We start from the raw sequence: 24,568 nt of genomic DNA, 5'->3' as shown, positions 1-24,568 counted from the left end.
TCTTTTTCCTAAAAAAAACGCTGATTAAATAATCTTTGCCACTAGCTTTCAACTCTTTAAAAGTTAGAAGAAAATTTTCGAAAATTGTTGCACAAATTTTTGAAAATTCTATACTTTACTTACAGTTTAAATAAAATAATAAAATAAGCCATATTACTTACGTGAAAACGTAAGTAATATGACTCGTTTCATTAGGCGATCACTGAACCATTTGGCATTTGTTTTGGTGCCTCCACAATGGCTAAGTTTCCTTTTTCATCTTCTGCTGATAAGATCATCCCTTGACTCACTTGTCCCCGCATTTTTCTTGGTTTCAAGTTCGCTACGATTACGACCTTTTTACCAATCAGCGCTTTAGGATCAGGATAAAATTCCGCAATCCCCGATAAAATTTGGCGATCTTGACTGTCACCAGCAGCTAGACGAAATTGTAATAATTTGTCTGCCCCTTTGACTTTTTGACAGTCAATAACCTCTGCGACTTTCAATTCTACTTTATCAAAATCATCGTATTTAATTTGTTTTTCTTTTACTGAAACCAATTCCGTTTCTTCTGGATCCCATTTTACTGCTTCTTCTGGGTTACTTACTCCTTCAGTCATTTTCTTTTGAATGTAAGCAACTTCTACTTCTTGATCCAAACGAGGGAAAATTGGCGTACCTTTGGCAACAACTTTCGTATCACGTGGAAATTCCCCAAAACGTAGATCTTTTAAGTCCATTGTTTCTGGATCCAAGCCTAATTGTTGGAAAATTTTCTTTGGTGTTTCAGTCATAATCGGTTGTAATAAAATTGCCGCAATACGCAGACTTTCAGCTAAATGCACCATCACACTGTTCAATTCAGCTTTTCTTTCTTCATCTTTGGCTAATACCCAAGGCTCTGTTTCATCAATATATTTATTGGCACGAGAAATCAACGCCCATACTTCTGATAAAGCAACGCTAAATTCCATTTTATCCATCGCTTGGTGATAACGCCCCACCACATTTGCCGCTGTTGTTGATAATTCACTATCGAAAGCGGTAACTTTTGATGCATAGGCAGGAACATTGCCATCACAATATTTATTAATCATGGCAATTGTACGGTTCAATAAGTTCCCCAAATCATTGGCTAAGTCATAATTTACCCGCGCAACAAAATCTTCTGGGGTAAAGACACCATCAGAACCAAAAGGCATTGCCCGCAATAAGTAGTAACGCAGAGCATCTAAGCCGTAACGTTCCACGAGCATTTCAGGATAAACCACGTTACCTTTTGATTTACTCATTTTGCCATCTTTCATTAATAACCAACCGTGACCAAAGATTTTTTTTGGCAATGGTAAATCTAATGCCATTAACATAATCGGCCAATAAATCGTGTGGAAACGAACAATTTCTTTGCCTACCATATGCACATCTGCTGGCCAATACTTGTCAAATAAATGCGTATCGTCTGAACCGTAGCCCAATGCCGTAATATAGTTTGACAAAGCATCGATCCAAACATAAACAACGTGTTTTGGATCAGATTTAACTGGAATCCCCCACTTGAAAGTCGTTCGTGAAACCGCTAGGTCTTCTAAACCTGGTTTAATAAAATTATTGATCATTTCATTTTTGCGCGATTCCGGTTGAATAAACTCTGGGTGTTCATTGTAATATTCTAGCAGGCGATCTGCGTATTTACTCATACGGAAGAAATAAGATTCTTCTTTAACCAATTCAACTTCATGACCACTTGGCGCTTTACCGCCAATCACTTTACCATCTTCATCACGATAAACTTCGGCTAATTGGGTTTCTGTAAAATACTCTTCATCAGAAACTGAATACCAACCTTCGTATTCTCCTAGGTAAATATCACCTTGTGTTAACAGTTGATCGAAGATTTTTTGAACAGCCGCTTTATGATAGTCATCTGTTGTCCGAATAAATTTATCGTAACTAATATCTAATGTCTTCCATAATTTTTGAATGTCTGCGGCCATTTTATCCACATATGTTTGGGGTTCAACCCCCAACTCCAATGCTTTTTTCTCAATTTTTTGACCGTGCTCATCAACACCAGTTAAGTAAAAAACATCAAAGCCCATTAAACGTTTGTAACGAGCAACGGCATCACAGGCGATTGTCGTGTATGAATTTCCGATATGCAATTTGCCGCTGGGATAATAAATTGGGGTTGTAATATAAAAAGTTTCTTTGCCAGCCATGGATTTTCCTCCTAGTTAATAAAAAAGTTAAATGACTTACCTTAAAAATACAGTCAAAAAAATAAAATAAACACCAAAATAGGCTGCTAACCGTACTTTAACCAAGGTAGTCAAACTAATTTTCAAGTACACATCACGTAAATGATTCTTAGCTAGTATACCACAATTCCAACTTTCTTTAAGTCCTTTTCCTTGTAAAAAACATCGGCAAATTCATTTTCCCTCTATTTCGTCGCCTTAAAAAAAGTTTTTTTGGTATAATAAAAGAGATTAACGAAATTGAGGGAAATAATATGACTAAAAAACATCGTCTTTTAATAGCGGCAATTGCCATTTTAACGCTCTTGCACATGGTATTTTGCGCCTTTTACAGCCGCTTGTACGGCTATTTTAATTTACAAGATAACTTACGACTATTTCTTTTAGCAACATTAATATTTCGCGGGATTTTCTTGGCTGTTATTGCGATTTCAGGCTTTATTAGCCTAAATGACAAAGCTAGTAAAGTAACGCCCTTTTATTTGATTTTCTTTTTGTTTAATTTGATTATTCCATTTGTTTTTAATTAAAAGTAGAGGTGAGCCGTTTATGCCAGAATTTGCAACATTAGCTGAAGAAAAACAATACTATGAACAAGTCGCCACCGAAGAAGAATTTCTCCAGTGGTATAAAAAACAAGATCACCCAGAATACGAAAAGCCATCTTTAACTGTAGACATGGTTTTAATGTGTTACAACAAAGAAGAAGATCAATTAAAAATGCTTTTAATCAAACGAAAAAGCCATCCTTACCGTAATTCTTGGGCTCTTCCAGGTGGTTTTGTTATGCCCAATGAATCAACGGATGACTCTGTCTTACGAGAAACGCAAGAAGAAACTAGCGTCGAAATTTCTAAATCAAATATTGAGCAGCTCCATACTTTTAGTACGCCTAATCGCGATCCTCGGGGTTGGGTCGTCACCGTCAGCTATTTAACTTTTATTGGTGAAGAACCACTAAGTGCCGGTGATGACGCCGATGACGTTCGCTGGTTTACGATGGAAAGAAAAGGTAGTGAGCTTTATTTAACCAGTGGTCACGATGTTGAAATCATTTTGAATTTAAAAACCGGCGCTTCTTCTGGCAGTGACTCTTTGGCTTTTGACCATAGTCAAATTGTCTTAAAAGCATTCAACCGGGTAGCAGAAAAAATGGAGCATGAACCGCGCGTCTTACAAGTCTTAGGACCAACTTTCACGATTACCGAAGCTCGTAAAGTTTTTGCGAAATTTTGGGGCATGGATTTTAAAAGTATTGATCATTCCAACTTCAAAAAAGCTATGTTGCAATACTTTGTTGAAATCGGAGAAAAACCATTGGGAATTGGTCGTCCTTCAAAAATTTATCGTTTAAAAGATGATGTCCTGTTGGCAAAATTTTGATCAAAAAAGCTCTCGGTACTCATTTAGACCGAATAATCAATCAATTTTTTAGAAGACTTCAGCTTATTTTTTAGCTGGCTGGTTTACAAAATCAGCTAAAAAAACGTCATTAAGGCCAATGACATTTAACTGTCAGCCTTTAATGACGTTTTTTTATTTGGTTTATCATAATTAGTGAACGGATTCCTAGAAACAAAGCCAAGCTTTTTTATCCCCTAGGCGAGCCCTGGAGTCCCTTCCAGTTAAACTGTTTAACTGATTTTTCGCACCGTTTTAGCGGCTGTTAAAAAAATCACTTTTTTCCCGTACCAATTGGCTTTATACTGCAACTTAACTAAAAAACTTTGCCAGTCCGCCAACGTAAAAGATCCCTCTATCCCATTTTTTGGGACTTCAACATATAAAAAATCATAGTTTTTAATCAGATGCATTGTTAGTTCGTCAATCCACGCTTTTTTTTGCTGTTGCTTATGATGGTACAATTTTTGTACCTTTAATTTTTGTTTTTGATAGTTTTTGGCCTCTGCCAATCTCACTTTGCGTTGCTGTGCACTTTTGGCTTTTATTTCCAATTTTCGTTTGGCTTTTTTTAACTTGGTTTCAAGGTCATTTACACAAAGTTGACGACAAAATTTTAATTGATTGCCTACAACAAGCTGATTTGGAGCAAAACGTAATTCAATTTCAGTTTTAGTCTTAGGCAAATGACAAACTTCTTCTTCACATAATAATGAAACATAAAACTGTTGCAAATTCTTTGCAGTAATTGTTGCAGATTTAATTTTGCCTACCACTTTTCGATGACAAACAACGGCAATGGGCTGTTTTAATTTAGGTACCTTCAATAAGTTATCCTTTAACCAGATTGTCTGTTGCTGATTATTCGTGGTGTAAGACTGCCACGTACTTTTTTTGATCTTCATTTTTGGATGCCCACTTCTACCTTGATAATAATTTTGAAATGCGCGCGCTAAATTTCGTTGTGCATTTGCTAATGCCAAGCTATCGGTTAATTTTAAAAAAGGAAATTCCTTTTTTAAGGCAGCAGGTGTCAGCTTTTTACTTGCTTCAATCGTATTGAACTGACGCTGTTTTAAAAGCGTATTGTACGTAAAGCGAACGCAACCAAAAGTTTGAATTAAAAATTTTTGCTGTGCTTTGGTTGGATAAATGCGAAACTTGTAAGCCTTTAGCACTTTCCTTTGGTTTTTCCCCATAATTTCCCCTTAAAAAGCATACTCCCCAACAAAACAACAAGCCGGCAATTGCTGGTAACTAGCAATTACTTTTTCTTCAATATAAAATGCAACACTTGAATTTTCTGAATATTGCATCTTTTATCTTTGTAAACAATTTTAAAGAATCTTCTGAAAAATTGCAAGTCCGTTTTTACTTCTGAAAAATTTATACATTCCAATTAAAAATACTCGAACACCTTTAGTTAGCTAGCAGACCAACTTTAAGGTTATTCGAGTATTTGTTGTGCTTATTTATTCTTCTGTTAGTTCTTCAAAATCACCAATTCGCTTTGCCATAATAATATCTGGTTTAAACCAGCCGTTTGCGTCTGGAATCACGCCGGTAATTTGATAGCTCATTTTTTGATAAAAACTGTAGGGGTGATTCTTTAGATTTTTTATTTGCGCAATCGTGCCAAAAAGATCGTGATACAAATCCACTTGACTTAACGTTGTTTCATCATTTTCGTCATCGGTACCTAAATAAATAGTAATGCCACCGCGAGATGCAATTTCAGATTCTAAAAAAGATACTAAGCGAGCCCCGATTTTTTGACGTCTAAAATCAGAAACGACAACTAATGGATGCATTTCCCAGCCGGTTTGACCATATTGTGGAATTGCCCCAACAAAGCCGACTAAGTCATCTTCCACCAATGCGGCTACGGCAATACGCTCTGGTGCTAACAATTTTTCAACTTCTGCTTTTGCTGTTTGTCCATAATCTTTCGGCCAAGTTTTCGCTAAAAGATCCGCCAACTGGTCTCTTAAAATCCGATTATCTCGTTCAAATTCTGTAATTAACATTGGCATGCGCCTCCTGTAGTATTATGGGTAGTTTATCAATAATTAGAAAATGTCGGAAATAAAATGCTTTTTACTTCTTTTCAATGAAAAACGCAACGTCATTTTTAGCTTTTGGAAAAAAAGCACGCTGTTTAAGTAATAAGCCAAAACCAGGGCAAAAAGGCTGACCGATGATAAAAAAGTTGAGATAAAAGCCAGGCTGACTTTCATCTCAACTTCAAAAATTTTTCTTTCGGATATCTGAGTGGACGTTAATTCATCTCAACTCCTATTTGCAAATAAACAGTGTGACAAAAGGAGCTTCTTTTGCGATAAGTGCAATTCTTGAAGAGGTAGCGCTTGTTCCAACCGATCTTAAGCTTGCTGTTTTTGCTTTTGTTTTTGCTTTTGTTCTTGCATTTTTTTACTACGTAATTGCCCGCAAGCCGCATCGATATCTGTTCCGTGTTCTTTGCGAATAACACAATTAATCCCATTGCGTTTTAAAATATCGTAAAAACGTAAAACATCCGCTTTATCACTGCGGGAGTATTGATCGTGCTCACTAACTGGGTTATAAGGAATCAAGTTCACGTAAGCTAATTTTTTCTTATCTTTTAATAGATCTGCCAACTCTTGCGCATGATGTGGGCGATCATTTACATTATTTAACATAATATATTCAAAAGTCACCCGTCGATTTGTCTTTTCAATATATTCGTCGATTGCTTCCATTAACACTTCAATTGGATAGCTTTTATTGATGCGCATCATGGAACTTCTCACTTCATTATTAGGTGCATGCAATGAAATCGCCAAGTTAACCTGTAACCCATTGTTTGCAAATTCTTTAATTTTACGCGCCAAGCCACTAGTTGAAACAGTGATATGGCGAGCACCAATGGCTAAACCTTTGGCATCATTAATGACTTGAATAAAGTTCATCACGTTATCATAATTATCAAATGGTTCACCAATTCCCATTACCACAACATGGGAAACACGTTCATCTTCACCGCGTTCATCAAAGTAATGTTGAACCAACATAATCTGCGCAACGATTTCTCCGGTAGTTAAATCCCGTTGTTTGCGCAAAAGCCCACTGGCACAAAAAGTACACCCAATATTACAGCCAACTTGGGTCGTGACACATACAGACATTCCATATTCTTGTCGCATCAAAACAGTTTCGATCATTAATTTATCGGGCAACTCAAACAAGTATTTGACCGTTCCATCACTCGCTTCTTGCACAACCAGTTGTTTTAATGGATTAACGATGAAATGCTCTTCTAACTTTGCGATTAAATCTTTAGATAAGTTGGTCATTTGGCTGAAGGCTGTAACCCGTTTTTCATAAAGCCATTCCCAAACTTGGGTCGCTCTAAATTTCTTTTCGCCATTTTCAATAAACCAATGAATTAATTCTTCTTTATTTAAACCATATATCGATGGTTTCATTGTAGGTTTTCTCACAATTTTTCCCCTTTTTGACAGATTTGCTCCATACTATAACAGATTTATTGTCCTTATTTCAATAAGGGCAGGATTTTTTTATAGAATAAGAAAAATTTAAAATTCAAGTGTGGCTAAAAAGTATGCTAACTTTTTAACGAAGTATCTAAAAAATTGCGACATATTGGTATTTTTATCATAAAAAATAACCACTTTATCTGACTTGTTCCCTATTTTACTTTTTCAAAAGCAAGAAGGGAAACTGCAAATAAATAGTGGTTATTTTCTCAGGTGCGGCTAAATTACGCCGTTACAGCTTGATAGACTTTTCGGAAGTAAAAGATGCGCGCAACCAAGTAATAAATAATTTGGATGACTACAAAAACGCCAAGAACTTCCCAACCAGCTAGCTGCATCCCCATTTTAAACATATGATACATGGCAGTTAGTGCCACTGCGCCATGAATAACCGACACAATAATTGGGGTAAAGAATAAAATACCGATTTGTTGATAAATCATCTTTTTCAGCTCTTTTTTGGCCAAGCCCATTTTATAAATCATCTTGAATTTTTCAATATCAACATCCATATCACTATATAAACGGAAATATAAGAAACTACCGGCAGATACGAAGAAGACAATACCAATGAAAATTCCGACAAATAAAACAGGTGCATAACTTTGGATAACCATATCTTTCATAAATTCGACTGAAACGATATCAGTATTTTTTTCGACCGCTTTACCGGCTTTAATCTGATCTTCTACACTTGCATTCGGGGTAAACCAATAAACATAGTGATTTGGTTGATAATCTTTCATTGCAACTTGATCACTAACGACATAAGTTGGTATAAATGTACTCAAAATGGAAGTATCTTCTTCTTTTGTGACTTCTAAATTACTACCTGCCACTGTCACATTTTTTGTTGTTGCTGCATTTTCCATCCCACTTGTGTCTTTTAATTGAATCGCAGTCCCCTCTTTTAGCGCTAAGGCTTCCGTTTTAGTAGCCTTGGCTAATTTATTGTATTCACTTTGGCTAATAACTTGAATACCTTCACCAGTATAAACACTCACGGGTACTTCATCAGCTTTAATATCATATTTTTCAAGCGCGCTATTTACAGCCTGCACCGAAGTTTCTTTAGCATCAAGTGCTTGAAAGGCATATGACGTAGCATCCATATTACCTACCAACAATTGACGGAACCCATATAAAGAACCAATTGCTGAAAAAGCTACGGTAGAAATAATCGCAACTAAAAAGAAGGAGCGCGCATTATCTTTCATCCGAAAAGCAAGATCTGAAAAGACGACCATATTGGTTTTCTTCCAAAAGACTTTTTCGTTTTTCCGTAATTTTTCAATAATCCAAACACTTAATTGATCAAACAAAAATTTCGTGCCCACAATAACTACAAAAACAACTGGTAGAAAAACGATAATGACCGCAGTTTCTGGTGCTAGTAAGGCAGTAGCGTAACCTGCTGCAATCAAAACTACAGCTAAAATACTTTTCCAACGAGAAACTTTAAAGGAGCCCTTACCTAATTCACCGGCTTTTAATAACGTTTGCACGTTTAGTTTAGGTAATCTAAATTGAATGACAAAGGAAATGACAAAAAACAGTGCCATAAAGGCCACAACAGTTAACGCTAATGCTTTAACCGGAAAATAAAAGCCTAAATCAATTCGCATTAAAAATTTTGATAGCCATAAAATAAGCTGTGAAAATAAAACACCTACTAGACTACCACTAATTGTCGCAAAAAAACCAATGACAATATTTTCAATAAAAACCATCTTTCGTAACTGTTTAGGGCTCATCCCTTGAATCATTAATAGTCCGAATTCTTTTTTTCGGGATTGTAAAAAAACATCCATGGAATAAAGAACAAAGAAAAAAGCAAAACCGTAAATAATGATTGCGGCTCCTAGCATCCCCACTTGGGCTTTTGAATTTAAGGCATCCCCAACAAGTTTGGGATGAAAAGCAAAAACGCTAAAGGTGAAAAAAACCATCACCGCAAATAAAGTACTTAAAAAATAAGCAAGGTATAGGTGTTTGTTGCGCATCGTATTACGCACAACGAATTGTCTAAAATTCATTGTCAACCCCCTCAATTGCGGCTAATTCCTCCATGATTTGGTTATAAAAGGCTTGCTGACCATTTTGGCGTCTGATTTCATGAACCAATTCTCCGTCTTTAATAAATACGATTCGTTCACAGTAGCTGGCTGCCAATGGGTCATGGGTTACCATTAAAATTGTAGCTTTTTCTGCTTCATTTAATTGTTGCAATAAACCCATCACGTCTTTTGATGACTTGGTATCTAAATTTCCGGTTGGTTCATCGGCCAAAACCAATTCTGGTTGATGAATCATCGCTCTTGCAACTGCCACACGTTGCGCTTGTCCGCCGGATATTTCAGCAATCCGCTTTTTCAATAAATCCCCGATCCCTAAGCGACTTGCGACTTCTTTAACCTGACGTTTCATGATCGCTACTTTTTCACCATCTAAGGTTAGCGGTAAAACGATATTTTCTTCCACTGTTAATGTTGGTAATAAATTAAAGCTTTGAAAAACAAAACCCAGTTGATTGCGACGAAAAGCAGCAATCTCTTCTTGATTTAACGCATGAGGGTCTTTGCCATTTAGCAAAATCTTGCCACTAGTTGGTTCATCAATTGTGGCCAATAAATTTAGAAATGTTGATTTCCCACTTCCTGAAGGTCCCATAATACCGATGAATTCACCATCGTCGACTGTTAAGTCAATTCCTTTTAGTGCTTCATATTTCATGGTGTCCCCATAAACTTTACGTAAATTTTCAACTTGTAACATCTTCGCACTTCCTTAGTCATTCGTATTTGATAAAAATAATTTGTCTGATTTACCTGTTACAATCAGACCTCCTGTTTACTCTTTTAGTTTACGAAACTTTCAGCTAACACAAAATAGATAGGGCTAACAAGGGCCTAACACTTTTGTTAGGTGTCTTCATGTAATAAATAAATTTGATTGGTACAAAAAAACCTGAATAACTAACTTTTCTTATCCCGCCATAAGCTTCGTAAGAAAAGTTAATTTTCAGGTTTTATTTTTGAACTTTTTGAACGCTTAGAAATTTTTTGACTTTATTTTCCCTGTTCTTTTTGCTTTTGTTCTTTTTGTTCCAGTTCACCGTATGCGTTACGAGCAAAGGTATTCCCGCTTGCGGCTCCACTATTACGTGATAGACGGGCGATTTTACGCAATAAATTTAGCAAGAGTTCTTTCATGCTTCACCTACTTTTGGCAAATAGCAAAGCTAAAGCAATCCTTCACCCCTATGCTATCCTCCCAATTTATATCTTCTTTATTGTTAAGAAAAGCTACTATAACTCCCTTAATCCTTACGTGATCCGGGTAAAATATTACGAAATTGGAATTACTGTTGGAATTTAAAAAAATTTCGCCTTATTGTAAACATTAGCGTTTACACAACTTGATCTGAATATGTTTACCACAAAGCATAGCCAAAAGGGAACAATATATTTTTAGCGTTGAAAATGAAACTATTTATTCAAAATCTTGCGGAAGTTCTTCTGGTTCACTTGGTTCAATTAAAACTTTACGGGGTTTACTACCTTCTGAAGGCCCCACAACACCATGCATTTCTAATTCATCGACTAGGCGTGCTGCTCGGTTGTAGCCAATACGAAAACGGCGTTGCAGTAAAGAAACACTGGCAGTTTGCATTTCAATGACTAAATCTTTTGCCTGTTCATACAACTCATCTTCTGGTTGTGCATTGGCGCCACTGTTTGTTTCGTCTTCTTCGGTTACCATCATTTTCTCTTCATACTCAGCACCTTGTTGTTCTGTGATGAATTCCACGACACGTTCCACTTCATGATCGGAAATAAATGCGCCTTGAACACGAATCGGTTTATTTTCGCCCATTGGTAAAAAGAGCATATCGCCACGACCAAGTAGTTTTTCTGCGCCATTGCTATCTAAAATGGTACGAGAATCTGTACCGCTAGAAACAGCAAAGGCCATACGTGAAGGAACGTTTGCTTTAATAATCCCGGTAATAACATCGACACTTGGCCGTTGTGTAGCCAAAATCATATGAATACCCGCTGCTCGTGCCATTTGTGCTAGGCGAATAATCGCATCTTCCACTTCGTTTGAAGCAACCATCATTAAATCCGCCAATTCATCGACAATAACAACAATAAATGGCAAAATCGGATTGTTTTCCCCATGACTTAAATTACGGGCTAAAATCATTTCATTGTAGCCGGTAATATTTCTAACACCAGCTGCGGCAAATTTCTCGTAACGTTCTTCCATCTCTTTAACTACTTTTTGCAATGCTTGCGCGGCTTTTCTAGGATTTGTTACAACCGGAGTTAAGAGGTGAGGAATACCATTATAGACATTTAATTCCACCATCTTTGGATCAATCATCATTAATTTGACTTCATGAGGTTTTGCTCGCATCAAAATGCTGGTGATAATCCCATTGATGGCTACTGATTTCCCGCTACCAGTGGAACCAGCAATTAATAAATGCGGCATTTTAGTTAAATCAGCCGTTTGTACCCGCCCGGAAATATCGCGGCCAAGTGGTACTTCTAATAATTTATCAGGATGATCTGGCTGTGCCTCAATGACTTCTCTAAAGGAAACTGTACTGATACTGCTATTGGGAACTTCAATCCCAATTAAAGATTTTCCGGGAATTGGTGCTTCCATCCGCACATCTTTTGCCGCTAGTGCCAATGCAATATCATCGGTCAAGCTAACAATTTTGCTAACTTTAACACCAACAGCCGGTTGCACTTCAAATTTTGTTACTGCTGGTCCTAAACTAGCCTTCACAACTTTGGCATCGACGCCAAAACTTTGGAAGGTTTTTTCTAAGACTCCAATATTGTGTTCAATTTTTTGATACTCATCACTTTGATCAGTCGGTGGTAGTGAATCTAATAATGCAACATCTGGCAATTGATAATCACGATCTTCTGCTTCTGCAGGAATTTCAAAGTCTAAATCTTCACCGTCATCTGGCATTTCTGCCGTAGTTTCTGAAAGATCTGGTGTATTTTGCATTTTAGAATCCATTTTGGGTTTTGCTGCCACTTTTTCTTGGAAGTGATCAATCGGCACAAAACTCAATTGTTCAGCTTCGACTGCCGCGTCAACTTTTTCTGTCGCTGCCAATTTTTCTCCAGCAGTCATGGGACGCACTTGATTTTTTTCATTGCGGGCCAACTCTTCTTTAGCCGCTGCTTTTTCTTCTGCAATTTTTTCGGCCTTTCTCGCCGCTTTTTCTTCTTGTCGCGCTTTTTTCGCCGCTTGTCGCGCAGCTTTTTTCGCAGGATCACCAGCTAAAAATTCTTGTAAATTATCCCCTATATTTTGCAAGTGTTCTACTAATTCACCGCCACTCATCATGCTGACTAAAAACAACCCTACTATTGCAAGTAAGAAGGCCAAAAAATAGCTCCCCACTTGGGAAACAAGAAAGTAACTTCCCTGATACAAAATTGCCCCCAACATACCGCCGCCGACATTTTGACTAACTTGATTAGAGCGAATGTCTCCTAATAATGTTCCCCAAGTCGTAGTGATAATATTGGGTGTGCCGCTAATCACATTGCGGAATAATAGAGCATGCAAAAATAATAACAATGCCGCATAAATCAGCAAGCCACCAAAAAAGCGGCGAAAACTTTCAAACTTTGCTGCTGTCGTTTTAACCATTAACCACAAGCCATACAAAGCTAAAGCCACAGCCAAGATAGGATACGTATTTCCACCGATAATTCGCAAGCAATTTGCAATTAAGGTGCCTAAAAAGCCTAACTTAAATAAACCCAATCCGGCAAATATAATAAATGCGGCGCCGATTGCCGCCAACATCATTTTTTCTTGTTGCTGTTGTTGTTTTTTAGTCACGCGTTTCTTTTTCTTCTGGCGTTTTGGTTGTGCCATTTTCAATCCCTCATTTCATCTTCTCCATTATACAAAAAAAAACAGGCGAACAAAAGTTTTGTTCAGCCTGTTAAAAGTTATCTTTTCGCAATTATTTTGGGGCGACATCTTCACCAAACCATTTTTCAGAAATCTTTTTAAATTCACCGTTGTCTTTTAATGTTTTAAGTGCTGTATTAATTTTTTCTACTAAAGCCTGATCATTTTTTCTTACGCCAATTGCGTAGTCTTCATTTTCAAAAGGACCTTTGATGATATTGTAATCATCCATTTGCTTTTTCTGCGTTAAATAATAATCAGCGTAGACTTTATCGATTAATAAGCCATCGATTCGCCCATTTTCTAAATCAATAAAGGCTTCGTTAAAGCTAGCGTATAAGACCGCATCATTATCGGCCACAATATCTTTTAATACTTCTGGTTGCTTTGTAAACAAGTCATACCCAGAAGAACCTTCTTGCGCGCCTAAAATTTTTCCCTTCATATCCTTAAAAGCAGTTAATTTACTTTTCTTTGGTGTTACTAACACTTGGTCATTTTCCATATACGTATCTGAAAAAAGAACTTTTTTCTCCCGTTCTGCCGTTTTGGAGTAGCCATTCCAAATGACATCAATGGTCCCGTTATCTAGTTCTGTCTCTTTCATAGACCAATCAATGGATTGAAATTTGACCTTTTGTCCTGTTTCTTTAAATACTGCTTTGGCTAAATCAATATCAAAACCAACTAAATTTCCCTTCTTGTCTTTAAACCCCATCGGCACAAAAGTATCGTCTAAACCCATAACAACTTCTTTTGGTACTTCGTTTGCTTTCGTTTTAGGATTTTCCTCTTTGCTTGCACAAGCCGCCAGTAAACCCAGACTTGCCACTACTGTTAATAATGCGCTCCATTTTTTTAATTTCATTTTCCAAACCTCCATTTTTTCCCATTTATTTTGGTGATACTTTTAACGTTTGATCAGCAATATGTTCGGCAAAGGCCCAATCATGGGTAACCACAATTTGAGTGACGCCTTCTTTTTTCAAAGATAAAATTAGTTTTTCCACTTGTTCTCTTAAGGCTGGATCTAGAGCACTCGTTGGTTCATCATAAGCTAGAACTTGCGGGTCCATTGCCATCGCCCGAGCAATCGCCACCCTTTGTTTTTGACCACCAGACAATTGGTAAGGATAACTTTGTAATAAATCTTCTAAGCCTAGTTGAGCTGCTAATTTTTCGGCTTTTTTAGTATAGACAGCTTGTGTTTCTTTTAAGACTAACTTTGGCGCCAAAGTTATATTTTCAAAAACGCTCAGGTGAGGAAATAATTGAAAGTCTTGAAACACCACACCAACAACTTGTTCTTGTTCATTTAAGGCAGTGGGATTAAAGGCTTTACCGTCTAATAAAAACGTCCCGCTATCTGCTTTTTCCAAACCTGCCAACATCCGTAGTAGCGTTGTTTTTCCTCCACCAGAAGGACCCACAATAGCTAAAATCTCGCCGTCTGGAATATTTAAATCCAAATTTTCAAAAATATTTTTTTTACCAAAAGCCTTGTTAATTTTTCTTAATTCCAACATTTCTACTTCACCTGCCTAACGGTAATAATTTAATTTATTTTCTAAAAGTTTCATAATTAACGTAAATAAACCAGTCATTACTAAGTATATCAAACCAACACCAACTAACGGTAGTAATGTTGTATCCCGTTCCATCGCAATTTTGCCGATACGCATCATATCTGAAAGGCCTAAAATGTAAACCAATGAAGTATCTTTTACTAAATTAACAACTTCATTTCCCACGGAGGGAAGAGTAATTTTTACAACTTGCGGAATAATAATTTTTTTGATTGTCTGCATTTTACTTAGGCGTAATACTTGGGACGCTTCATATTGTCCTTGGGGGATGGATTGAATCCCGCCACGAAAAATTTCAGCAAAATAGGCAGCATAATTAATCACAAAAGCCAATAGCGCTGCATCAAAGCGATCTAAAACCAAAGCTGGTAGCAATAAAGGCAACCCATAAAAGATAAAAATTAACTGTAGTAGTAAGGGTGTCCCCCGCATTACCCAAACATAGACTTGCACCAATAGTTTGAAAGGTTGCAGGTGACTCGCTAGAACAAAAGCTAAAATAATCCCTAGCGGAATCGATCCCAATAGCGTTAAACCAAATAATTTTAATGTGATGCCTGCACCAGACAACAATTGTGGTAAAACAGAAATTAAATAATTCATTTGTTTCTCTCCTTTATTTTTCTAATTCAAAAAAGTGGAAGACACTGGGTCAGACGCAACTTTTTAACCTGACAAATTAAAAAGCAAGTGTATGAATCCCTCACGGTCTATCTTTTGATAAACGAAAAATTTTCGTGTGAAAATTTTTACTTCCAGATAAAAAAAGCCCTCTGACTTTTACATCAGAGGGCGTAACAACGCGGTGCCACCTCTTATTTTTTACTTTTTCACAAAAGTAAACTTAAGCAGTCAAATCAAAATAGCAAAGCTTAAAAACTTCCTTGTACTAAAAAACAAATGGGAAATTTAAGAAAAATTATACCCAACCGTAAATTCCGCCTTCGTTTTTTAGCACTAGTTTGTGAAGTTTGACTATGGTAACAAAGGAATTTACGAGAAATTCGTAATCCGACTATAAAAAAAGTCCTTTAGCGCATGCGCTAAAGGACGTAAATTACGTGGTTCCACCTTTTTTTACTCTTGTTTTACAACGAGAGCCTCCATAAGTCATCTATCAATGACTGCTGCTGTAACGGGCATACCCGGATTTTCTTACTTTTATTTCAGAAAAACAACTCCAAGATGTGGTTCACAAATTGCCATCGTCTCTTTTCACCAACCAGAGACTCTCTTTGGATAAACAAACTTGCTACTCTTCTTATCGATGTCGTATTATTAGGTTGTCTTTAACTTTAAAAGGTCAAATGCATTTTGTCAACTATTTTCTTTGAAGGGAGTTTTTTTCATGACTGCAACACAACAAGAAGCGTACCGCCTGTTAGCTGATTTAAATATTTCTTATCAACGAGTGGATCACGAGCCCATTACTTCTGTTAAAAACGTGCCCTTCTCATTACCTGGACCACAAGTAAAAAATTTAGTTTTAAAGCCTCGCAAAGGCGAACATCGTTTTTTAGTCATTTTACCTGATGAAAAGCAAGCAGATTTGACACATTTAGCCGAAATTTTAGCGGAAAAGCGTCTTTCTTTTGTTTCTGAAAAAAATTTGTTAGAATTACTCAATGTGCCTGCAGGTTCAGTCACACCTTTAGCTTTACCAAATGATCATGATCACAAAATCACAGTGGTCATAGACAAAGCCATTGATCAAAATGATACCGTTGGTTTTCACCCAAACATCAATTCAACGACGTTAATCATGCAATTTGCTGACTTTGCCAAACTATTAGATCATCTTGGCTACAAGCCGCTTTATTTAGCAATTTAATAAAATTACGAGGTGTATTTGCTCTTATGTTATTCTTATTTATCTTCACCCTAATTGCCGGTGGTGCCGGCTATTTATTTTATTTATTAACAAAAGATTCAATTCGCGAAGTTTATGAACAATTAGATGACAAAAACAAAAAAGTTCGCAAAATAAAAGCAGTCTGTTTAGGGGTTTTTCACTTAATTGCCTTTTAATCGATAAAAAAAGCGGCAGGAAATTGTCCAGGGTTGAGCTATAAGACCAAGATTTACGAAAACGGCTTTTTCTTTTTAGCAAATTTCGACTTTGATCGCAGGATTTATTCGTGAAACTAGGCAATTCAAAAGAATGGACAGCGCTAAAACATTCAAAGCAATGTTGTTTTGCCAAAAATTTATACTCCTTCCATAGATGAAAAAAACGTCTTTTAGCATGTATCAATCGTAACGGGTTAACTTTTCGATTGATTAGCTAAAAGACGCTTTTTTTATGTAATTTTAAAGCTTGAAAAAATATGTACTATACCAGTAAATCCAATCCCAAATATTTCAAAACTCCTAACAACACACCTGCCAATATAATAACAGATAAAATCATAAATAATATCAACCCAACTAAAAACCGACCTCGACTTCGCATTGACAGCCCTCCTTAAAATGTTCTACTTGCATATTTATACTAGCATGTACGAAGCCAATTCTTGAAAAAATGTGAGATATTTTAGTGCTTTAACCCACTTTTTTTATATCCTTCCCACCTAAAAAAAGATTTATTAAAAAACACAGCTAAAAACTTATAAATAACGATGTTATGTATTAAAAATTCATTTCCCCTCGATAAATCACGCGACAAAAAATGTTGTTTCAAAGTCTTTTACACGCAGTAAAACAACTTTGAAACAACATTTTCTTTTTTAATTTCTCATTTTTTTATCAGATGATTACTCAGAATAAGAACACACTGTATCGTTATACTATCTTTTGCATTTGATTAGCATCGGTCTTTTTATTTATTGTGCATCATAGGCAGTTAATATAACGTTGCCATTTAAATATTCACCTAAATAGATTTCGCCAATCCGCTCATGGCCTTGTTTTTTTACCTCAGCTTCTAGCCAATCGCTGTCTTTTTCAATGATTTCTAATAAATCAAAGTTAGCTTGCCCATCTACTATAATAGGATAGCGGATCATTTCTGCACCATATTCAATCACATTTAACTGGCCATTTTGTTCCATCACAGCCAGCTTCACTTTCTCCACTTCAAAAATACCATTAGAACGTAGCTTAAACATCAAATCATTTGCAGAAATACCAATACGTAGGCAATCTTGCACATTAACAGCCCCATTGCGAATTAACGTGACCGGTGCGCCGTCTATAACGCGTTTGACCCAACGATTGTGTTCTTTTGCAAATTTCAAAACCAAAACTAGCAGCGTCCAAATAATTAAGACCAATACAAACTGCAAGACAGTAATGGCTTCATTATAAATCACACCGCCAATAATGCCCCCTAAAACGAAATTTTGTACTTGATCCATGGGTGAAGTTGGAGCCAAATTGCCTTTACCCATAATCGTAATTTGTAAGATTAAACAAATTAGGCCTAAAGCAAACTTAGCCAAAATTGGTAAATAGTAACTCATTTTATTTCCCCCTATTTTTGTTTCACAATTTGGTCTTTTGATGTCAACAAAGCAACCGAATCCAATTTGAAATTCGTACCATCTTGACTTAATGTTACCCGGTAACAATCATCACCAATCAACACGAGCATTTGATCAGACAAAGTCGTGCTGTTTACATATACTTCTTCGGGTGTGACAACTTCATCTTGTGCCACTCTTTTAACAAAATGCACCATCTGAGATGATTGAGAATGATTGGTTTGATCTTGTTTGTAATCAGAATATTGCACCCCTAATAAAAAAAGCAGCAACAACAGCATAATAATCGTTAAATCTCGATATTTGGTATCTAACCGATGCCGTAAATAAGCGCTAAATACAAAAATCAAAAAAAGCAAGGCGGCAAAAATCAGCCCATATTTGATATAGTCGTTTACGCCAGCATTATTTTGCAAATAGCTTATGCCGTAAAAAGTCATTTTAACTCCTCATTTCTTCATATACTTATCCTTATTTTAGCATGAAGACGAATTATTCTTGATATATTTGATTTTTTTACAGCTATTGTTTGACATTGCCCTAAAAAGTCTTGATAATGTAGCTTAATTAGGGGAGTAGCACATAGATGAGCTATGGTTTTAGATCAACAACTCGCGTAAATCGCTGGTCTAAAACATAATTGCCAGACCTAAGTTAAACCAAAAATTCACTAATAAAAAAATTTTGGTTAATTTAAGCAAACTTAGGAGGAAAAAATGAGTCAGCAAAAAATGTCAAAAGTAACAGCAGCTGGTCTGCTAGTCGCCATGGGGGTTGTTTACGGAGATATCGGGACAAGCCCTCTTTACGTTATGAAGGCGATTGTAGAAGAAAACGGTGGCCTAAAAAGTTTAAATCCCGATTTTATTTTGGGCGCAGTTTCTTTAATTTTTTGGACGTTAACTTTTTTAACGACCATCAAATATGTAGTGATTGCTTTAAATGCCGATAACCACGGTGAAGGTGGGATTTTTTCTTTATATACTTTGGTCCGTAAAAAAAGTAAATATCTCATTATTCCAGCCATGATTGGCGGTGCAGCTTTACTAGCCGATGGCGTCTTAACGCCTGCTGTAACCGTGACAACAGCCATCGAAGGGCTTCGCGGCATTCCTGCTTTTTATGAACACTTTGGGATGAATCAAAATATCATTGTCATTATCACCTTAATTATTTTATTGATTTTATTTACGGTGCAACGTTTTGGGACAGATGTTGTCGGTAAAGCATTTGGACCGGTAATGTTTTTATGGTTCACTTTTTTAGGTGGGATGGGACTTTTCCATTTTGGTCAAGATCTATCGGTTATTCGCGCTCTAAACCCGCTGTATGCCATTAAACTTTTGTTTAGTCCAGATAATAAGTTAGGAATTTTAATTTTAGGAAATATTTTTCTAGCGACTACCGGGGCAGAGGCTCTCTACTCGGATATGGGACATGTAGGAAAGAAAAATATTCGGGTCAGCTGGCCTTATGTCAAAATTTGTTTATTGCTAAACTATCTTGGGCAAGCAGCTTGGCTTTTAAGTGTTTACCAAGATCCTAAAACACAAGCAATTGAACAGTTAAATCCATTTTTCCAAATTTTACCGGCAAGCTGGATGATCTTCGGTGTCGTCTTTGCTACGATCGCTGCTGTCATTGCTTCACAGGCTTTACTTTCAGGTTCTTTTACCCTTGTTTCAGAAGCGATTAAGTTGCGCTTGTTACCGCGCATGAAAATTATGTACCCTGGTTCTTCAATTGGGCAAATGTATATTCCCGCGGTAAACTTTATTTTATGGCTAGCTTGTTCTTTAATTGTTTTAACATTTAGAACCTCTTCTCATATGGAGGCTGCTTACGGACTATCGATTACCGTTACGATGTTAATGACCACCTTGCTTCTTTATTTTTATTTGGCCCAAAAACGCCACAATCGTTTATTGGCAGCTTGTGTGAGTCTTTTCTTTGCCGCAATTGAAACTATCTTTTTTATTTCCAGTGCCGCCAAATTTTTACATGGAGGTTTTGTCGCAGTCATTATGGCCCTTTTCATTTTAGCTGTCATGATTATTTGGGAGTGGGGCAATATTATCCAAGAAAAAGCCAGCGATACTGTACATCTAAAAGAATATGTACCACAATTAACTGCATTGCGTAGCGACGAAAGTGTCCCGATGTATCAAACAAACGTCGTCTTTATGGTGCCCCACGTTACAAATGATGAAATCGGCAAACAATTTGTTTACTCTATTTTGGATAAACGACCAAAACGGGCGCAAACGTATTGGTTTGTCAACGTCATCGTAACAGACGAGCCTTATACTAAAGAGTTTTCAATTGATACATTAGATACTGACTTTATTGTAGTCGTTCGCCTGTATTTGGGCTTTCGCGTCAACCAAGAGGTCAATGTTTATGTCCGTCAAATTATTCACGATTTAATGAAAGACGGGCGTTTACCAGAACAACCTCAACGTTATTCCTTAACACCTGGCCGCATTGTTGGTGATTTTCAATTTGTATTAATTGAAGAAGAATTGTCCAACAATACAGAATTGGATAGGTGGGAACGCCAAATTATGCAGGCAAAACTCTTTATTAAACGCCATACCATGTCTCCTGAAAATTGGTTTGGACTAGAGTATAGCGATGTCTTATACGAAACAGTCCCACTAATCATCGGCAAGATGAAAAAAACGCGTCTTATCGAACGATCAAAATAAAGAAAAAGAGCTAGGATTTTTATCCTGGCTCTTTTTCTTAGAATAAACGTTGTTAAATTGCCTGTAATAAATCGTACTGGGATTGATACAAGTGATAATACAAACCCCGTTGTTTCATTAACTCTTCGTGATTGCCACTTTCAGCAATGACGCCCCCAGCTACATAAAAAATACGGTCTGCATTTTTTATCGTTGATAAACGGTGCGCAATAATAAAGGAAGTTCTTCCTTTTAGCAACTGTTGCAATCCTTCTTGCAATAGTTCTTCTGTTTTGGTGTCAATACTTGAAGTAGCTTCATCTAAAATTAAGATTTTAGGATCCGCCAATAATGCTCTGGCAAAGGAAATTAATTGACGCTGTCCTGCCGATAGCGTACTTCCTCTTTCTTCTACCACTGTTTCATAACCATCTTTTAAATCCTTAATAAAATCATGGGCTCGAACAACTTTAGCAGCGGCGATAATCTCGTCTTTACTAGCATCGAGTTTACCATAGCGAATATTTTCAATAATGGTTCCAGAGAAAATAAACGTATCTTGCAGCATAACCCCCATTTGACTCCGTAATGACTGTAATGTCACCGCGCGTACATCAATGTCGTCAACTTTAACACTACCGGAATTTACATCGTAAAAACGACTAAGTAAATTAATTACAGTGGTTTTACCCGCTCCAGTAGGCCCAACTAATGCAATACTTTGGCCAGCTTCCACATGGAAATCAACACCATTTAAAATATTTTTGCCCTCTTCATAACGGAAAATTACATCTTCAAAATCAACATTTCCTTTAATTGGCGGTAAAACTTTGGCATCTGGTGCATCTTGAATATCGGGAATTTCATCTAACGTTTCAAAAATCCGTTCCAAATAAGCACTCGCCGTAATTAAAGAATTATAAAAGTTTCCAATATTAATAACAGGATTCCAAAAATTATTGATATAGCTTAAAAAAGCAATCAAAGTCCCCGTCGTGACATTAACCCCTAAAGAAGAGATACCAACATAATAAATAATACAGGTTGTCAAAACGGCAATATTTTGCACACCGGGCCATAAAAGAAATTGAATTTTGACAGCCTTCATCCAAGAAGTCCGATATTCCCCACTAACTTCATCAAAAACACGGGCGTTTTCTTTTTCCCTGGCAAAAGATTGCGTAATCCGAATCCCTGCAATACTTTCATGAATATAAGCATTCAGATTAGATTGTTTGTTACTCAATACTTGATAGGCTTTTCGCTGCTTATTTTGAATTATCAATACCATGACAAAAAGGACTGGCAATAAGATCAAGCTGTATAACGTTAAACGGACGTCGATAAAAAACATAAAAGCTAAAGTAATGACGACACTGAAAATATCTGAAATTAAATTAATTAAACCATTACTTAATAAATCGCTCAGGGTATTAATGTAATTTACAACCCGAATCAAAATTTTGCCATGGGGACGATTATCAAAATAAGAAAAAGGCAATCGTTGTAAATGTTCAAAAATATCAAAACGCATATCTTTTAACATATCTTGCCCAATTTCTGTGATGTGCATGATGCGATAGTGCATGCACCACCCAATCACCACTAAAGACAAAAGAAAAATCCCGCCTAAAAACAACAAACGATTACTGTCTTGTTGCGGAATAACAGTATCAATAGCAATTTTGGTTAGATAAGGACCTAACATCCCCAGGCCATTGGCCAAAATGATGGTAGCCAACACGACAAAAATCGCTTTTTTATAAGGTGCGACATAGCTTAATAGCCGTTTTAAATCGCCCCAGCGAAACTCTTGGGCTAACTCTTCATCTTCATCAAAACGATTACGCGCCATCTTCTTGCCCCCCTGTCAAACCAAGCTGCTTACGATACACTTCATAATATTTTCCACGCTTTGTAACTAATTCTTCGTGGGTTCCTTGTTCTACGACATGACCTTTTTCCATTAAAAGAATCAAGTCCGCATCTTTGACAGAAGAAATGCGATGGGCGATGACAAACGTCGTTTTTTCTATCGTCAGTTTTGCCAATTCGTGCTGAATTTTCGATTCTGTCTCCATATCCACAGCCGACGTTGTATCATCTAAAATTAAGATAGAAGGATTTTTTGCCAAAGCGCGAGCCAAGGAAATCCGCTGTTTTTGCCCACCAGACAAGCCCACGCCTCGTTCTCCGACGACAGTCTCATACCCTTGTGGCATCCGCGCAATAAAGGAATCGGCATCTGCAACTGTCGCCATTTGGCGGATAAAGTTTTCATCAGCATAAGGATTACCAAAAGCAATATTATCAGAAATAGTATTTGAAAATAAAAACACATCCTGCATTACCATGGAGATATTTTCCCGCAATTGTCGCACGGGATATTCTTTTGCATCTTTGCCATCAATCAAAACGCGTCCTTTTGTCGGGTCATAAAAGCGACCAACTAAATTTACTAACGTCGTTTTACCAGAACCGGTTTCCCCTAAAATACCGACTGTTTTACCTGGTCCGGTTTTAAAACTGATATTGGATAAAACATTATGTTCCGGATCATCTGAAAAATGAAAACTAACATTTTCAAAGACGACTTCTCCTTTAATCGGATTAAGTGTCTCCTCTTCTTCTACTGGAATACTTGATTTTTGCCCTAGTAATTGACGAATCTTAATACATGCGGCGTTAAAGCGCTGGACATCATTGATTAACCAACCACTCATCCGCAAAGGATTATTTAACATCCACAAATAACCATTAAAAGCTACCAATTGCCCTAACGTCATGTTACCGCCAATAACCAAAATTCCCCCGAAAACCAGTGTGATGACTGCTAATGTACCAGCAAAGCCATCCAACCATGGTAAAAAGCGGGCCGAGACTTTAGCCGATTCCATATTGCGTTGTTTAAAATCTTCGTTGTATTGCTTAAATTTATCTAACTCAAAATCTTCTCTAGCAAAAGCCTTTACCACTCGGTTACCACCGATATTTTCTTCTACCATAGAATTTAATCGTGAAAAACTCTCCCGTATTTCAAAAAACTTAGGATGCGCCTCTTTGGCCATTTTATTAGTTAAAACAAAAATAATCGGCGTAACGATCAACAACGCCAAAGTCAGCTGCCAACTAATAAAAGCCATCACGATGACTGCTGCCAAAAACCATAAGACACACTCTACGAGATTGTAAGTTACCCATGCGACGAAATGCCGAATTGCATCCACATCCCCTGTCATGCGCGCCATGATATCGCCCACCCGCGTATGGTTAAAAAAATCAAAATCTAAGCTTTGCAATTTGTGATACATATCCTCTCGCAAGGCATAAATTGCATTTTGACTCATTCTTTCACACAAAATTTGATACAGGTAACGGACAATTGTCCGAAAAACAGTTGTACCAATCATCAGTGCAATCAAAGGTAGTAACCACGTTTTTTTCCCTTGATTAATGACATCATCGACAATTAATCCTCCAACATAAGGATTCACCACAATTAAAGCAGCATTGATTATAATAAATAAGCAAATAAGGCCAAAATGATTACGCGATTTTTTTACATACTGCCAAATCCATTGCATATTAGACATCCACTCACCTCCAACTTCTTGTCTATAAACATCTTAGAGCAATCAATTGGAAAAGAAATGGGATATCTTCTTTAAAATGATG

General features: G+C 36.8%; 20 protein-coding genes and 1 other annotated feature. Of the genes, 5 read left to right on the top strand and 15 right to left on the bottom strand.

From position 1 onward, the window contains the following. Positions 1–191 precede the first annotated feature (191 nt). Positions 192–2,201, bottom strand: coding sequence for a methionine--tRNA ligase (gene metG / locus JZO76_RS00790; protein ID WP_206902273.1), 2,010 nt, complete (start codon positions 2,199–2,201; stop codon positions 192–194). Positions 2,202–2,494: 293 nt separating this feature from the next. Here metG and JZO76_RS00785 point away from each other — a divergent pair, with 293 nt between their 5' ends. After that, positions 2,495–2,770, top strand: coding sequence for a hypothetical protein (locus JZO76_RS00785; RefSeq protein ID WP_206902272.1), 276 nt, complete (start codon positions 2,495–2,497; stop codon positions 2,768–2,770). A gap of 19 nt (positions 2,771–2,789) precedes the next feature. Continuing rightward, the gene (locus JZO76_RS00780; protein WP_206902271.1) at positions 2,790–3,623 is read left to right on the top strand and encodes an NUDIX domain-containing protein; all 834 of its coding nucleotides are present in this window, start codon (positions 2,790–2,792) and stop codon (positions 3,621–3,623) included. Between the two features lie 251 nt (positions 3,624–3,874). Here the strand turns inward: JZO76_RS00780 and JZO76_RS00775 are convergent, their stop codons facing one another. From JZO76_RS00775 to JZO76_RS00730, 10 genes are all read right to left on the bottom strand, one after another. Further along, positions 3,875–4,840 (bottom strand): RNA-guided endonuclease TnpB family protein, encoded by a 966-nt coding sequence (locus JZO76_RS00775; RefSeq protein WP_206902270.1) that lies wholly within the window; start codon positions 4,838–4,840, stop codon positions 3,875–3,877. A 273-nt stretch (positions 4,841–5,113) separates the two neighbouring features. Further along, positions 5,114–5,668, bottom strand: coding sequence for an aminoglycoside N-acetyltransferase AAC(6')-Ii (aac(6'), locus tag JZO76_RS00770; RefSeq protein WP_206902269.1), 555 nt, complete (start codon positions 5,666–5,668; stop codon positions 5,114–5,116). A 354-nt stretch (positions 5,669–6,022) separates the two neighbouring features. Next, positions 6,023–7,108: a 23S rRNA (adenine(2503)-C(2))-methyltransferase RlmN gene (gene rlmN, locus JZO76_RS00765; protein WP_206902407.1), complete on the bottom strand. Its 1,086-nt coding sequence runs from the start codon at positions 7,106–7,108 to the stop codon at positions 6,023–6,025. 296 nt (positions 7,109–7,404) lie between these two features. After that, a complete protein-coding gene (locus JZO76_RS00760; RefSeq protein WP_206902268.1) occupies positions 7,405–9,216 on the bottom strand; it encodes an FtsX-like permease family protein in 1,812 nt (603 codons plus the stop codon). After that, on the bottom strand, positions 9,206–9,955 hold the full coding sequence (locus JZO76_RS00755; RefSeq protein WP_206902267.1) for an ABC transporter ATP-binding protein: 750 nt from the start codon (positions 9,953–9,955) through the stop codon (positions 9,206–9,208). The genes JZO76_RS00760 and JZO76_RS00755 overlap by 11 nt, the downstream gene beginning before the upstream one ends. A 293-nt stretch (positions 9,956–10,248) precedes the next feature. Beyond that, positions 10,249–10,392 (bottom strand): hypothetical protein, encoded by a 144-nt coding sequence (locus tag JZO76_RS00750; RefSeq protein ID WP_206902266.1) that lies wholly within the window; start codon positions 10,390–10,392, stop codon positions 10,249–10,251. Between the two features lie 280 nt (positions 10,393–10,672). After that, positions 10,673–13,099 carry a DNA translocase FtsK gene (locus JZO76_RS00745; RefSeq protein WP_206902265.1) on the bottom strand — a complete coding sequence of 809 codons (2,427 nt, stop codon included), beginning with the start codon at positions 13,097–13,099 and terminating at the stop codon, positions 10,673–10,675. Positions 13,100–13,190: 91 nt separating this feature from the next. After that, the gene (locus JZO76_RS00740) at positions 13,191–14,006 is read right to left on the bottom strand and encodes an amino acid ABC transporter substrate-binding protein (protein ID WP_206902264.1); all 816 of its coding nucleotides are present in this window, start codon (positions 14,004–14,006) and stop codon (positions 13,191–13,193) included. 25 nt (positions 14,007–14,031) lie between these two features. After that, complete coding sequence (locus tag JZO76_RS00735; RefSeq protein ID WP_206902263.1) at positions 14,032–14,664, bottom strand: amino acid ABC transporter ATP-binding protein; 633 nt, start codon at positions 14,662–14,664, stop codon at positions 14,032–14,034. Between the two features lie 15 nt (positions 14,665–14,679). Further along, complete coding sequence (locus JZO76_RS00730) at positions 14,680–15,327, bottom strand: amino acid ABC transporter permease (protein WP_206902262.1); 648 nt, start codon at positions 15,325–15,327, stop codon at positions 14,680–14,682. A 440-nt stretch (positions 15,328–15,767) separates the two neighbouring features. Beyond that, positions 15,768–16,001 (bottom strand) — a binding site (T-box leader). Between the two features lie 71 nt (positions 16,002–16,072). On the opposite strand from JZO76_RS00730, the gene JZO76_RS00725 reads away from it, so the two are divergent. Continuing rightward, positions 16,073–16,555 carry a prolyl-tRNA synthetase associated domain-containing protein gene (locus JZO76_RS00725; RefSeq protein ID WP_206902261.1) on the top strand — a complete coding sequence of 161 codons (483 nt, stop codon included), beginning with the start codon at positions 16,073–16,075 and terminating at the stop codon, positions 16,553–16,555. Positions 16,556–16,581: 26 nt separating this feature from the next. Continuing rightward, positions 16,582–16,752 carry a hypothetical protein gene (locus JZO76_RS00720; protein ID WP_206902260.1) on the top strand — a complete coding sequence of 57 codons (171 nt, stop codon included), beginning with the start codon at positions 16,582–16,584 and terminating at the stop codon, positions 16,750–16,752. A gap of 794 nt (positions 16,753–17,546) precedes the next feature. Here JZO76_RS00720 and JZO76_RS00715 read toward each other — a convergent pair. Then, positions 17,547–18,185, bottom strand: coding sequence for a DUF421 domain-containing protein (locus JZO76_RS00715; RefSeq protein WP_206902259.1), 639 nt, complete (start codon positions 18,183–18,185; stop codon positions 17,547–17,549). 11 nt (positions 18,186–18,196) lie between these two features. Continuing rightward, the gene (locus JZO76_RS00710; protein WP_206902258.1) at positions 18,197–18,646 is read right to left on the bottom strand and encodes a DUF3290 domain-containing protein; all 450 of its coding nucleotides are present in this window, start codon (positions 18,644–18,646) and stop codon (positions 18,197–18,199) included. A 276-nt stretch (positions 18,647–18,922) separates the two neighbouring features. Between JZO76_RS00710 and JZO76_RS00705 the strand changes: the two genes are divergently transcribed. Then, positions 18,923–20,914, top strand: coding sequence for a KUP/HAK/KT family potassium transporter (locus JZO76_RS00705; protein WP_206902257.1), 1,992 nt, complete (start codon positions 18,923–18,925; stop codon positions 20,912–20,914). Positions 20,915–20,966: 52 nt separating this feature from the next. Here the strand turns inward: JZO76_RS00705 and JZO76_RS00700 are convergent, their stop codons facing one another. Together JZO76_RS00700 and JZO76_RS00695 are read right to left on the bottom strand one after the other, a co-directional pair. Further along, on the bottom strand, positions 20,967–22,748 hold the full coding sequence (locus JZO76_RS00700) for an ABC transporter ATP-binding protein (protein WP_206902256.1): 1,782 nt from the start codon (positions 22,746–22,748) through the stop codon (positions 20,967–20,969). Beyond that, positions 22,738–24,486 carry an ABC transporter ATP-binding protein gene (locus tag JZO76_RS00695; protein WP_206902255.1) on the bottom strand — a complete coding sequence of 583 codons (1,749 nt, stop codon included), beginning with the start codon at positions 24,484–24,486 and terminating at the stop codon, positions 22,738–22,740. The genes JZO76_RS00700 and JZO76_RS00695 overlap by 11 nt, the downstream gene beginning before the upstream one ends. Positions 24,487–24,568: the final 82 nt, after the last annotated feature.

It is taken from the genome of Candidatus Enterococcus myersii, assembly GCF_017316025.1.
GTDB classification, from domain to species: domain Bacteria; phylum Bacillota; class Bacilli; order Lactobacillales; family Enterococcaceae; genus Enterococcus_C; species Enterococcus_C montenegrensis.
The sequence above is the reverse complement of the archived record's forward strand: the minus strand, read 5'-3'. Positions and strand labels throughout refer to the sequence as shown.